Raw genomic sequence first — 11,939 nt, forward strand, 5'->3', positions numbered from 1 at the left:
GCGCGGCCGCCCCTACGATCTCGTCGCCGTCGCCGGCGGTTTCCGGCACCTGACCCGGCCGGCCTATGCCGACGCCATCCGCGCCGCTGTCGGCACCAGCGAGCGGGCGATCAACCTCAGCGATTCGGAAGTGCTGGTGCTGATGTGCATCGCCTACTTCCAGCCAATCACACGGGCAGAGTTGTCGACGTTCTTCGGCAAGGAAGTTTCGCGCGACCTGATCGGCCATCTGCGCGGCGCCGGCCTGATCGCGTCGGGTCCGCGCAGCCCGACACCAGGAGCGCCCTATACCTATGTCACGACGAAAGAATTCCTGCTGGAATTTGGGCTGGATACGCTGCGGGATTTGCCGGATTTTGAGGCGCTCGATGATGCAGGCTTGCTGTCGAAGGAAAAGCTGCTGGCGGGCGACATTCCAGTCGCATTAGCCGGCAGTGAGAAGGAGGAGAGTGCTGTGGGATATAATGAGGAGGAACGACTGGACGGAGCGAACACGGATTGAACGGAATGAATCAACTCAGGCCCGTTGAACTGAGGCTGATGGATTCGGGGCCTATAGCCCAAGAGTGCCTGGAGCGGGCGATGGCGATCAAACCGGACGACAACCTTGTCCGCTACAATGTCGCTTGTACCTATTCACTGCTGGGCGAGACTGATGGTGCCATCAAATAGCCGGAAATTTGCCTGAAGCAGTTTGGGACCGACATGAAGGAATGGATCAAAAACGACTCTCGATCTCATCCGGGATCATCCGGCAATCAGACGCTTTTAGCGCCGTATTGATTTCCGTCAGCAATTGACCCGTTATCCGTTCCGGCATAACCATGCCTCAAGGCACCTCCCACCGAAAACAGATGCCTTCAGAACGCTGGCGGGGGTCACCTTGAAACAGCAAACAGGGTCAATTGCTGACGGAAATCAACAATGCTATGTTAGGAAGTCAAATGGCTGAGCCGCCCTATCGCGTCCAGGCGTTCAACAGCGCCACGCACTCCGAAAACAGGATGCACGATGATGCGGTGGCGCAAAAATATGGCTTCAGCGGCGGCCTGGTGCCAGGCGTCGATGTCTTTGCGTATATGGTCCACGTTCCGGTGGCGAAGTGGGGACGAGCCTTCCTCGAGCGCGGCCTGATGGAGGTGCGCTTCGCGAAGCCGGTTTACGATGGCGAAACCGTGGTGGTTACGTCCGAGCCTTCAGACGAAGGCCTAGCGATTGCGCTCAACGGCAGCGACGTTCGAGCTGCCGGCAGTGCCTCGCTGCCGGACGCGCCACCCCCGATCTCCGTTGGCGATTATCCCGAGACTGCGCCGGTTGCGGTGCGGGGGCCGGTCGATCTCAGGTCTTACCAGGTCGGCAAATGGCTCGGAACGGCGCCGCGCTCCTGGCCGGGCCAATCTGGAGCGGACTATCGGGCGGAAGTACGCGAAACCGATCCAATCTATGCTCGCGAAGGGTTGGTGCATCCCGGTATGGTGCAGCGGGTTATGAACCGGGTCTTGATGGAGAACGCTTTACTGGGGCCGTGGATTCATCTCGGCAGCCGCATGCAGATGCTGTCCACAGCTGCTTGCGATGAAGAGTTGGTCGCGCGGGCACGCGTTACCGCGAACTACGAAAAGAAGGGCAACCGTTTCGTGGAAGTAGATGCCGTTGTTGTTGCGAACGGCCGGAAGTTGATTGCCCACTGCCAGCACATCGCGATCTATCAACTTCGCGAACGAGCAGCGTGAGGCACAAGGCTGTCGAGCAGCATCGTCACCGGCGCACCCGGTTCTGCAGGCCGTCAAAACAGATAAGGGAACGCAAGACACGCACGTGACAATCGCTCCACCAGACGCGGATGGGGATTCTAGTCGCCTTTCAAGTTTGTCCCCCAGGACAGCCCGTGTCTGCTTCGGCGGCGCGGGCATCCTTACAACGGAAGCAATCAAAGATGCCCAATGCGGCGCTGGTATATCCCGATACGAAGCTCTTTATTGATGGCGAATGGCGTGAGGGTCGCGAATGCCGGACTATTCCGGTTATTGATCCGGCGACCGAGGAGACGATCGGCTCGGTTGCACATACCGCGCGCCGGATCTCGACGCCGCGCTGGCCGCCTCCGATCGCGGCTTCAAACTCTGAAGCTCAACCTCGGCGTTTGATCGGTCTAAGCTGATGTGCAAGGCCGCCGGCTTGCTGCGAGAGCGCGGAGATCGCATCGCCTGGCTCCTGACGCGCGAGCAAGGCAAACCTTTGGCAGAGGCCAAGGGCGAAGTGATGGCGGCGCCGACATCATCGATTGGTTCGCTGAGGAGGCGCGCCGCACTTGCGGCCAGGTGATTCCGGCGCGCGCGCGAAGAGCCATTCAGATGACGCTCAAAGCTGCCGATCGGTCCGGTGGCCGCGTTCACGCCCTGGAACTTCCCGTCAATCAAACAGTGCGCAAGCTCTCCGCGGCGCTCGCCGCCGGCTGCTCGATCATCGTTAAGGCGCCGGCACCGCCGCCGGCGGCGCCTGCCGAGCTCCTTGGCGCCTTCGTCGATGCCGGCGTGACCGCCGGGGTCGTCACTCTGGTCTCTGGCGCGCCGGCGGAGATCTCCGAGTGTGAAAATGCGCCCAACAGTGACCCCGCGTCGAGCAGGATTTGTCGTGCTGATTTCATTGCGAAGATGAGTGTTGTCCTAGGGATCTCAGAAGGCACGATTGTGACCCTGCGAATCTCAGAAAGAGCAGCTGTATCAAACTCTTGAATGTTCCAGTACCTAGGGTCACTGGCCGACGCATTTTCGCAGCCGATCGCCTAATCAGATTCACGCGCTCGAAGGCGCACTGAGTCAGTTGGTCTGGTCGGCATCGAGGTATCGTCCCTCGGTTCATTACGCTTCGGCACCTTGGGGTCGATTGCACTATTTGGTAGTTTGTTCCGGCGCCGCGTGGAGAGTCTGCCATGTGGCCAGGGCTCGGGACAAGTGTCGGTCCATCATTCCCACTGCCAAATCGGTGCGACGAGCCTCAATGGCTTCAAGTATCTCACAATGATCGTCGTAAGCTTGCGTGCCCCGTGAGTAATCTGAAAAATATATTATGCGACGCTGTTTTGAGAATTCATAAAATAATTTCACCGTGCGAAGCAGTACTCTATTCTGCGTTGAAGCGACGATTCCAAGGTGGAACGCTTCATCCTCAGCCTCAATTGTCTTTTTGCTATCAATTGCAAGCTTCGTTTTGTAGAGGATTTCCCTCAGCCGATCTACGTCCTGATCTCGCCTTCTATCGCAGGAAATCCGTACGCCCTGCAGCTCCAGAATACTTCGCACTTCAAACACGTCCTTAGTCTCTTCAGGCTGAAACGGCAGGCCAGAAGACGCACGAAGAACGAGGGCCTCGATGCTACTTTCCTCAGAATTTCTAAGATAGATCCCAGAGTTAGGCCTTCGCTCAATCACACGCATCGACTCGAGAGCGGCCAAAGCCTCGCGAACCGCCCCGCGACTGACATTGAACCTGTCGGCAAAGTCACGTTCCGACGGCAATCGTTCGTTCGGCTCATAGCGACGCTCATCAATGAATGAGAGTATTCTCCCTACAACGTTCGGGACACCGGCAATCCTATCGCTTTCCGTCTTCTCAAGCATTCTTCGGTCTTTTTTCCAGCCGTTAGTCCATCCCAACCAGGTCCATCCCGATACGGAAGAGTCATAAATCATACGCAAAGTACCAGTGAAATCCTAGCCGGTCTACCAAATTGGTTAATCCGGCTCCGCGCTGAAGCTGCCATATGCCCGATGGCTAAGCCACCCGTTCATTAAACTCCCCACGGCATGCCTTGCGCGTAGAGATGGCCAAGCGCGGCGCCCGGCCAACACCAAGCCGATGGCCTAGCTGTGAGCTTTCAAGAGGTTGTCCATTCGGCCCTGACCGAGAAAGCTGAGGTTGTCGAAGCTTCAGTGATTCTCGGAGGACCGAATGAACATCCACAAGAATGCCCGTCTGACGCCTCTGCGTCGAGAGGAGATGGCGCGCGACATTGTTGAAGGCCGTCTTTCCAAAGCCGATGCGGCGCGGACATACGGGGTGACGGGGAAGGTGGTGGCGCGCTGGGTGGAGCGCTTGCGAGCCGAGGGACGCGCCGGCATGGCCGACCGTTCCTCGCGGCCGAAGACGAGCCCGAGGCGAACCGCGGCCTCGGTGGCGGACGCGATCGTGGCGCTGCGCCGGCAACGCCTGACCGGCAAGCACATCGCCATGGAAACGGGCGTGTCCGCAGCGACGGTGAGCCGGGTGCTGGCACGTGCCGGCCTGTCGCGGCTGAAGGATCTGGAACCGGCCCAACCGGTGCGCCGCTATGAACGCGAGCGGCCAGGCGAGATGATCCACATCGACATCAAGAAGCTCGGCCGTTTCGACCGCATCGGACACCGCATCACCGGGGATCGCACCGGCCAGTCCAACAGCCGTGGCGTCGGCTGGGAGTTCGTCCACGCTTGCATCGACGACGCCTCACGCGTCGCCTACTACGCAAGCCTCGGGATCGTCGTCGAGCGCGTCATGACCGACAACGGTTCCTGCTACAGGTCCAAGGACTTCGCCAGTGTCTGTCGCAGGCTGGGCCTCAAACACATTCGCACAAAGCCCTACACGCCAAAGACCAACGGTAAGGCCGAGCGCTTCATCCAGACAGCTCTGCGCGAATGGGCTTATGCCGTCGCATACCCAACTTCGGACTATCGTGCCGCCGAACTGCCGGCCTGGCTTGATCGCTACAATTGGCACAGGCCACACGGCAGCCTAAAGTCGCGGACACCCATCAGCCGCATCGGCTTGGCCGAGGACAACCTGTTGAGGCTCCACACCTAGCCGTAAACGCCGTCCGCCGTTCAGGGCCTTCCTCTATCGCCACCGCACCCTCGAGACGCAGGTCGAAACTACCTTGCTCTCGTCAAACTCATCTCAGCTAAAATCTAGATGCAATTCATGGGTCGGTGACCTATAAATACCCCCGGAACGCTCGGAGAGGCGTTCAGGTAGGAGCCCGACCATGATCAAGATGAGCGTCTACTATCCGGCCCATGGCGGCTCGAAGTTCGACCACGATTACTACTGTGCCAGCCACCTGCCACTGATCAGAGAACGAATGGGCGATGCCTGCCTGCGCTACGAGATCGAGAAGGGCCTAACGGGCCGCGAACCTGGAAGCGCGCCGGAGTTCGTCGCAGCGTGCCACATCTACTCACCGAGCCTGGGGACATTCCGGGAGGCGTTCGGCCCACACCGCGCGGAGATCGTCGCGGACGTCGCCAACTATACGGACATCGCACCCATCGTGCAGATCAGCGAAATCGTTGGAGCGTAAGGGCTTCGGTGCGTCAGGCTTGGCCGTTGAACCTCCGGGATCGGCGTCGTGCTGGCCATGACCAGCTAACCGGTGCCGAACAGGTCCACGATCAGGAACGTGTCGTTGCCATTCATGCGACAACTACTTTGCTCTCGTCAAGCGCGCTTCAGCCAAAATCTGGATGCGCTCTATGAACCGGTGAAGTAGACCGGCGCTGGCGAACGGTTCCAGAAAGCACCCGAAGCCTGCATCATTAACTCCATCAATCTTCGAAGTAGGGGTCAAAGTTCGGTCGTGGGGATACCCGCCAGGACCAGCGCCGCGTCGATCATTGCCATGACCATGTTCTGCGGGGCCTTGCCGATGTCGATGACATGTCGGCGGTGTCTATAGTGAGGGTGAACATGCGTCTCTCTCCTCACCTGCGAAGAGTAGAGCGATGGTGCAGCCCGCTCACCGACTTGAGGCCAGCCTGCCGCAAAGTTCATCGGCAAAACCCGCTTCCAAGCACATTCCGCACGCAAAAGCCGTTTCACGCTTTTGCTTGGAAATGGGTTAGCCCTTGTCCGCGGCCAGGCCTACCTGTTCGACAGCGTGCGCTGCGCAGATTTCGTCGTTGTCCGATGTATCGCCGGAGATTCCGACAGCACCGAGGGTTTCGCCCGCCTCCCCGCGTATCAGGACACCACCGGGAACCGGCACGATCTTCCCGCCGGAAACGCCGGACAGGGCTTGGACAAAATGAACACGCTCGGCGGCGGCCGCGTTCAGCCAGCGGGAGCCCGAGCCGACCGCCAGCGCGCCATAGGCTTTGCCAAAGGCGATCTCGAAGCGGAGCATGGAAGAACCATCCTGCTTCTGGAATGCGATGAGGTGGCCGCCTGCATCGAGCACCGCGACCGAAAGCGGCTTCAGGTTGAGCTCCCGCCCCCGATCCAGCGCGGATTCGATGATACGATTGGCGACATTCAACGTGATGGTATTCATTGTTTTATCCCGTTCCGAGAACGTTCTCGCCTGCCCCACTGGCCTTCAGCTCCAACCGGCGGGCATGCAGCACCGGCTCGGTGTAGCCATTCGGCTGAGCGCGGCCCTTGATGACCAGATCACACGCGGCCTGGAAGGCGATCGAATTCTCGAAATCCGGGGCCATCGGCAGATAAAGCGGGTCGCCCTCGTTCTGCCGGTCGACGACCGCCGCCATGCGTTTCATCGTCTCCATCACCTGCTCTTCGGTGCAGACGCCATGATGCAGCCAGTTGGCGATGTGCTGCGAGGAGATGCGCAGCGTCGCGCGATCCTCCATCAGGCCGACATCGTTGATGTCGGGCACTTTCGAGCAGCCGACACCTTGGTCGATCCAGCGCACGACGTAGCCCAGGATACCCTGCGCATTGTTGTCGAGCTCCTTCTGGATCTCTTCCGGCGTCCAGTTCGGGCGCAGGGCGACGGGGATCGACAGGATGTCGTCGAGCTTGGCCTTCGGCCGGTTTTTGAAACCTTCCTGCACGGCGTGCACATCGACCTTGTGGTAGTGCGTCGCGTGCAGCGTCGCGGCGGTCGGCGACGGCACCCAGGCGGTGTTGGCGCCGGCCTTCGGGTGGGCGATCTTCTGGTCGAGCATCGCCGCCATCAGGTCGGGCATCGCCCACATGCCCTTGCCGATCTGGGCATGACCGGCGAGCCCGCACTCCAGGCCGGTGTCGACATTCCACGCTTCATAGGCTGAAATCCAAGCCGCCTGCTTCATGTCGCCCTTGCGGATCATCGGCCCCGCTTCCATCGAGGTGTGGATCTCGTCGCCGGTGCGGTCGAGGAAGCCGGTGTTGATGAAGACCACGCGTTCGCGGGCTGCACGGATGCATTCCTTGAGGTTGACCGTGGTGCGGCGTTCCTCGTCCATGATGCCCATCTTCAGCGTGTTGGGCTGCATGCCGAGCGCCTGTTCGACGCGGCCGAAGAGTTCGACGGCGAACGACACCTCCTCCGGCCCGTGCATCTTCGGCTTGACGATATAGACCGAGCCTGCCCGCGAATTGGCGCGGCGGCCATTGGGGCCGACATCGTGCAGCGCGATCAGGCTGGTGATCATCGCGTCCATGATGCCTTCCGGAACCTCATTGCCGTCGCGGTCGAGGATCGCCGGGTTGGTCATCAGGTGGCCGACATTGCGTACCAGCATCAGCGAGCGGCATTTCGCAACGAAGATGGAGCCGTCCGGGGCATTGTAGTCGAGGTCCGGATTGAGCTTGCGGGTGAAGGTCTTGCCACCCTTGTTCACCTCTTCCTCGAGATCCCCTTTCATCAGGCCGAGCCAGTTGCGGTAGACGGCGACCTTGTCCTCGGCATCGACCGCGGCGACGGAATCCTCGCAGTCCTGGATGGTGGTCAAGGCCGATTCCAGCCAGACATCGGAAATTTGGGCGGGGTCGTCCTTGCCGATCGCCGACGTCGGATCGATCAGCACTTCGATGTGGAGACCATTGTTCCTGAGCAGAAATTGTGTCGGCGACGCCGCATCTTCGAGATAGCCGGCGAATTGCTCCGGGCGTTTAAGGCCAGTAGTACGCCCGCCGTTAAGGCTGACGGCAAGCGCTGCGTTCTTGACGGAAAACCCTCTGGCGTCCTCCCATTTCGCACCGTCGAGCGGTGCCGCTTCGTCAAGAAAATTCTTAGCCCACGCAATGACCTTGGCACCGCGCTTGGGATTGTAACCCTTGCCCTTTTCGGTGCTGTCGGTCTCGGGAATGGCATCGGTGCCGTAGAGTGCATCATAGAGCGAACCCCAGCGCGCGTTGGCGGCATTCAGCGCATAACGGGCATTCATCACCGGCACGACGAGCTGCGGGCCGGCGACGGTGGCGATCTCCGGATCGACGTTTTCGGTGGTGACCTTGAAATCCGGACCTTCGTCCAGCAGGTAGCCGATCTCCTTGAGGAAAGCCTTGTAGGCCGCCATGTCGGAAGGCGCGCCGTTGGCGCGATGCCAGGCGTCGATCTTCTCCTGAATCTCGTCGCGCTTTTCGAGCAGCGCCCGGTTCTTCGGAGCGAGGTCGCGAACGATCTTGGCGAAGCCGGCCCAGAACTCTGCGAGCTTGATGCCGGTACCCGGCATCGCGCGCTTGTTGACGAAATCGTAGAGCCCGCGATCGACCTGCAACCCGCCGACTTCGATTCGATTTGCCATGTCCAAAGCTCCGTTATGGCACCCCCACAGGCGCGTATCGTTTCGCGGGTTCGGTGCATAGAAAAACCCTTCCACTTCCAGCTCTGCGCTGACGGAAAGGTTCGTGACGCCGGTCTGAACCCTGATGAATCGGTTTGCGGTATCAATCTCGCGAACATCCCGCACCACGCTATCGGCCGTCGGAAGTGCGCCGCCTGCCAACGATGTCTCCGCACCGCGCGGGATAACCGGAACCCGCAGATTGTGGCAAATTCTCATCGCCGCCGCTACCTCCTCGGTGGTGCGAGGCAGAACCACGGCGAGCAGCGGACATCGGTACGCCGTCAAACGCGTCGCATTCATATGCCCGGGTTTCCTCCGGGTCCGAGACGATCGCGTCCGCGGGAAGGACGGTACTCAAAGCGGCGACGATCTCGGGCTTATGGGCGATGATCGCGGCGTCGGGAACGGGCATGGCGATGCTGGACATTGGCTCAATTCCGTCTGACCGAAAGCAGTGAATAACCGGACGCTCCTTCGCGCTCGCCTTCATCGAAGGCACACGAGATGCGCAGGCTCGCGACAAGCAGACTCGCGAGCATCACAGCTATTTCCCGCGCGCCGCGCGAGAAATCCGGAGCGAAGGGGAAGCGCGATATTTCGCTGCGGCGGCTCGCCCGCGATGACCTTGGCGCGTCGAACGGCTGAGACCGAATCCGGAGCGCACGCAGCCGGCCCTGAATCATCCGCAATAGATAATCTTGTCCTTCTCAAGTCGCGATATTTCATCGTCGCCGATGTTGAGGATTGAATTGAGGATGTGCTTCGTATGCTCCCCAAGCATGGGGGGGCTGATGGTGTACTCAATTTCTGTCTGAGAGAATTTGATAGGATTGGCCACGAGCGGCACGGTCTTGCCCGTGGTGTGGGGAAGATTGATCTGCAATTCGCGATGGACGACCTGCGGATGCACGAATGCCTGGTCGAGCCGGTTGATCGATGCGCATGGTACGCCGATAGGTTCGAGAAGCGCGATCCAGTGCTCGGTTGGTTCCTGGGCAAGGCGTTCGGCCACGATCGGGATCAGAGCGTCGCGGTTTTCCAAGCGATCCGTGTTAGTGGTGAAACGGGGGTCGTCGCAGAGCACTTGCAGCCGGGACGCCGTGCAGAACTTCCTGAACTGCTGGTCGTTCCCCACCGCAAGCACGAATGACCCATTGCTCGATTTGAACACCTGATAGGGCACGATGTTCGGATGTGCGTTTCCATATCGCCGCGGCGGCTTCCCGGTGGTCAGATAGTTCAAGTTTTGGTTGGCCAGAGCGGCAAGCTGGACATCAAGAAGCGCCATGTCGATATGCTGGCCCTCGCCCGCCCGCTCGCGATGCAACAACGCCGACAGCACACCTGTTGCGCTATACATTCCGGTGAGGAGATCGGAAATCGGGACGCCGACCTTCTGAGGGCCGCCGCCGGGCTTGTCGTCCGCCTCGCCCGTGATGCTCATCAGCCCGGATATGGCCTGAATGGCCATATCGTATCCGGCTACGTTCTTCATCGGGCCAGTCTGGCCGTATCCCGTAATGGAGCAGTACACGATGTCCGGCTTTATGAGCCGGAGCGCTTCATAGTCTAGCCCATACCGCTTCATGTCGCCGACCTTATAGTTCTCTATGAGAACGTCGGCCTTCCTGACCAGAGATCGAACGATGTCTGCGCCTGCTTGCGTGGCGATGTCCACGCAAATCGAGTGCTTGCCGCGATTAGCGCTCAGGAAGTAGGCACTCTCGGTTGTTCCATCAAGATGCGGCGGGCCCCAGTGGCGAGTGTCGTCGCCGGTGAACGGGCGTTCGATTTTCCAAACCGTCGCCCCTAGATCGGCCAAGAGCTGCCCGAGCCAAGGGCCCGCAAGAATCCTCGATAAATCGAGAACTTGGTATCCGCTTAACGGTCCTGCCATATCAACAACCCACATTCGAGATTAACTAGCTTCTTTACAGAAGCCGTGGGTAATGCGTAACTGGAGCTACCAGATTGGTCAATCCAATTTTGGTGCCCACCCTTCCGGGGCAATATCAAATCCACGTCGCAGACATTGACGAAACTGCGAATCTGGTCTATCCAAATTGGTCTACAACAAGGCCACCGGGAGGGCGGCCTGCGATGCCCGCACTGGGCATCACGTTTAGGGAGGTTTTGCTGCATGGCGCGAATATCGCTCCAAAATGTCTCCAAGTCGTTTGGTGGCGACCGGGGCCCCTGGGCCGTTAATAAATTCTCCCTAGAGGTAGAAGACGGCGAGCTCGTTGTTTTTGTCGGTCCTTCGGGATGCGGAAAATCGACGACACTGCGGATGATCGCTGGCCTCGACGATACCACGTCGGGCACCATCACGATCGGCGGGCGGGATGTCACCGGTCTGCCGCCGAAAGATCGCAATGTTGCGATGGTCTTTCAGAACTATGCGCTGTATCCGCAGAAGTCGGTTTACGACAACATGGCGTTCGGCCTACGGGTGCGCGGTGAAGCGAAGCAGGAGATCGACCGGCGCGTGAGGGCCGCAGCGGCCAGCCTAGACCTCGAATCCCTGCTCCACCGCAAACCGCGACAGCTTTCGGGCGGGCAGATGCAGCGTGTGGCACTCGGGCGTGCGCTCGTGCGGGACCCCGATGTTTTCCTTCTGGACGAGCCGCTTTCCAATCTGGATGCGAAGCTGCGCGTCAAGATGCGGGAAGAAATCGCGACGCTCCATGCCCGTCTCGGGGCAACGATGATCTTCGTGACACATGACCAGGTCGAAGCAATGACGCTTGGAGACCGTATCGTGATCATGCGCGATGGCCTGATCCAACAGGCTGGAAAGCCTCTCGAACTCTACGATCGGCCCGCAAACACGTTCGTAGCCGGGTTTATCGGTTCGCCCGAAATGAACCTGATGGACGGGCAGTTGTTCGACGCAAGCGGGCGGCTCGAGGTGCGATCGGGAGACCTTTCGGTAGGCATGCCAGAAAAGACCTTCGCCAGGAGCGGACAGAACGTGACGCTTGGAATCCGGCCCGAGCACCTCGTCATCTCTAACGACTCGCCGCTTGAGATGACCGTGAACTTGGTCGAGCAGATCGGAGCGCAGACTTATCTCATGGGCACGCTGGCCGGCCATAAGATGCGTGCCGTCTTCCAGCGTCGTGATGAAATCCGCGCCGGTGACAAACTCCCTATCGCCTTCCCGAGTGAGCGGCTTCACCTGTTCGACTCGGCTAGCGGTGCGTCGCTGCGGATAGCGCAAACGGGCGGCAAAATCGGCGCAATGGAAAATGCGTAATGGCCCCCTGCGAGAGCGGCGGGTCAGGCTGATACTGCGCCCCTGGACCGTGGGGGGCGTCACCGGACTTCAGCGGGAGCTCTGTGTCGCGTGCTAACGATAGCACCTCTGGAGCGTCATAAAAGGAGGGT

The 11,939-nt window shown here is 59.9% G+C and carries 10 protein-coding genes and 2 pseudogenes; 7 read left to right on the forward strand and 5 right to left on the reverse strand.

The window, feature by feature from the left end; genetic code table 11:
* The 4 genes and pseudogenes from C7T96_RS20675 to C7T96_RS20685 form a co-directional block, all read left to right on the forward strand.
* A partial coding sequence (locus tag C7T96_RS20675; RefSeq protein ID WP_146149219.1) for an SMC-Scp complex subunit ScpB occupies positions 1–502 on the forward strand: 502 nt, incomplete at its 5' end.
* Positions 503–944: 442 nt separating this feature from the next.
* Positions 945–1,733: a MaoC family dehydratase gene (locus C7T96_RS20680; protein ID WP_093037332.1), complete on the forward strand. Its 789-nt coding sequence runs from the start codon at positions 945–947 to the stop codon at positions 1,731–1,733.
* A gap of 155 nt (positions 1,734–1,888) precedes the next feature.
* Positions 1,889–2,161, forward strand: coding sequence for a hypothetical protein (locus C7T96_RS24405; RefSeq protein ID WP_245414195.1), 273 nt, complete (start codon positions 1,889–1,891; stop codon positions 2,159–2,161).
* A pseudogene (locus C7T96_RS20685) lies at positions 2,161–2,735 on the forward strand (aldehyde dehydrogenase family protein). The gene C7T96_RS24405 and the pseudogene C7T96_RS20685 overlap by 1 nt, the downstream one beginning before the upstream one ends.
* 156 nt (positions 2,736–2,891) lie before the next feature.
* On the opposite strand, the gene C7T96_RS20690 reads toward C7T96_RS20685, so the two are convergent.
* Positions 2,892–3,620 (reverse strand): FadR/GntR family transcriptional regulator, encoded by a 729-nt coding sequence (locus C7T96_RS20690; RefSeq protein ID WP_106573168.1) that lies wholly within the window; start codon positions 3,618–3,620, stop codon positions 2,892–2,894.
* Positions 3,621–3,951: 331 nt separating this feature from the next.
* On the opposite strand from C7T96_RS20690, the gene C7T96_RS20695 reads away from it, so the two are divergent.
* A complete protein-coding gene (locus C7T96_RS20695) occupies positions 3,952–4,842 on the forward strand; it encodes a leucine zipper domain-containing protein (protein ID WP_106573169.1) in 891 nt (296 codons plus the stop codon).
* 181 nt (positions 4,843–5,023) lie between these two features.
* Positions 5,024–5,338: an EthD family reductase gene (locus tag C7T96_RS20700; protein ID WP_093037020.1), complete on the forward strand. Its 315-nt coding sequence runs from the start codon at positions 5,024–5,026 to the stop codon at positions 5,336–5,338.
* Between the two features lie 537 nt (positions 5,339–5,875).
* On the opposite strand, the gene C7T96_RS20710 is transcribed toward C7T96_RS20700, so the two are convergent.
* From C7T96_RS20710 to C7T96_RS20725, 4 genes and pseudogenes are all read right to left on the reverse strand, one after another.
* Positions 5,876–6,307, reverse strand: a complete 432-nt coding sequence (locus C7T96_RS20710; protein ID WP_093037026.1) for a heme-binding protein — start codon at positions 6,305–6,307, stop codon at positions 5,876–5,878.
* Positions 6,308–6,311: 4 nt separating this feature from the next.
* On the reverse strand, positions 6,312–8,507 hold the full coding sequence (locus tag C7T96_RS20715; RefSeq protein WP_106573240.1) for a malate synthase G: 2,196 nt from the start codon (positions 8,505–8,507) through the stop codon (positions 6,312–6,314).
* A gap of 39 nt (positions 8,508–8,546) precedes the next feature.
* Positions 8,547–8,976 (reverse strand): annotated as a pseudogene (locus C7T96_RS20720) (FAD-binding protein); the annotation flags it as partial.
* Between the two features lie 252 nt (positions 8,977–9,228).
* Positions 9,229–10,446 carry a CaiB/BaiF CoA-transferase family protein gene (locus C7T96_RS20725; RefSeq protein WP_106573241.1) on the reverse strand — a complete coding sequence of 406 codons (1,218 nt, stop codon included), beginning with the start codon at positions 10,444–10,446 and terminating at the stop codon, positions 9,229–9,231.
* 243 nt (positions 10,447–10,689) lie between these two features.
* On the opposite strand from C7T96_RS20725, the gene ugpC reads away from it, so the two are divergent.
* Positions 10,690–11,808: a sn-glycerol-3-phosphate ABC transporter ATP-binding protein UgpC gene (gene ugpC / locus C7T96_RS20730; RefSeq protein ID WP_106573171.1), complete on the forward strand. Its 1,119-nt coding sequence runs from the start codon at positions 10,690–10,692 to the stop codon at positions 11,806–11,808.
* Positions 11,809–11,939 lie beyond the last annotated feature (131 nt).

It is taken from the genome of Nitratireductor sp. StC3 (assembly GCF_003015025.1).
In the GTDB taxonomy this organism is placed as follows: Bacteria; Pseudomonadota; Alphaproteobacteria; order Rhizobiales; family Rhizobiaceae; genus Mangrovimarina; species Mangrovimarina alexandrii.